Source organism: Kitasatospora sp. NPDC024654, assembly GCF_055559155.1.
The window spans coordinates 1-1,065 of the sequence record NZ_JBVHLF010000286.1; the positions used below are offsets into that span (position 1 = coordinate 1).

The window sequence follows — 1,065 nt, forward strand, 5'->3', positions numbered from 1 at the left end:
GCTCGGTGAGAGGACAGACCCGCGCGCTCATGTTCGCCGCTCAGGGTGTCGTCGGACCTCCTGCCTGGCATGATCGGCGCGTGTCCAGCTATCTACTGAGCCCCGTCGTTCTTGCAGCCGGTGAGTTCTTGCTTCGCCCCCCGAGCTTGAACGAACTGCCAGAAGTCCTTGCCCTCGGTCTCGATCCGGACGTCCAGCTCTGGAACCCCCGCTGCCAGATCACCGACGAAGCATCCGCGACCCAGGACTGTCTCGCCGGAGCGGACTGGTCCGACGGGAGCCACGCAACCTTCTCGATCCTCCATCACGACACCGGCCGCTACGCCGGCAATATCTCCCCGCACAGCATCGACCACGTGAACTCCGCAGCCAGGGTGGGATACCGCGTCGCTGGCTGGACCCGCGGCCAGGGCGTTGCCACCGCCGCCCTCCGCAGCGTCGCCGGCTGGGCCCTGAACGACCTCGGCCTGCGCCGTATCGTGCTCACTCACGCCATCGAGAACATCGCCTCCTGTCGGGTCGCCCAGAAGGCGGGCTTCGACCTTGAGGCCACCCTGCCCCAGCCCAAGCTCTTCGGTGACGGGCACCTGCACGATGAGCACCTCCATGCCCTGCTCGCACCGCCCACCTGATGAGGGGACCGGGTAGCACTCACCGCGAGCCCCATCACCGCGTCACGTCCCGGATCACAGACGTGCGGTGAAGCGGCCATCGGGCAGTTTCCGCAGCCAGCCCCTCCCGGCGAGCTTGGACAGCTTCCCGCGCAGCGGCTCCAGCTTGCCCCGCACCACCACCTCCAGCCCCAGCCCCGCGCCGACCTGTTTGACCGCCACCGGCGCCCCGGCCAGGCGCACGATGGTGAGGATGCGCTGGTACTCCGGCGGCAGCGCGTCCTCACCTACGCCGGGCCCGCGATGCGGGACCAGCAGCACCGCACGGCCTGCGACCTGCGCGGTCACCGGCTCGGCCGCGGCCGTCTCGGCGGCGAGCTGTTCGGCCATCCGCTGCCAGACCCGTTCCGCGATGGCGAGTTCGTCGCGCTCGGCCCGGACCTCCGCGAGCTGT

At 69.9% G+C, this 1,065-nt stretch carries 2 protein-coding genes; one reads left to right on the forward strand and one right to left on the reverse strand.

Features of this window, described 5'->3' with window-relative positions; genetic code table 11:
- A partial coding sequence (locus ACZ38L_RS39660; protein WP_465703059.1) for a GNAT family N-acetyltransferase occupies positions 1–632 on the forward strand: 632 nt, incomplete at its 5' end.
- 54 nt (positions 633–686) lie between these two features.
- Here ACZ38L_RS39660 and ACZ38L_RS39665 read toward each other — a convergent pair.
- Positions 687–1,065 (reverse strand): hypothetical protein (locus ACZ38L_RS39665; protein ID WP_465703061.1); only part of this gene is annotated, 379 nt, incomplete at its 5' end.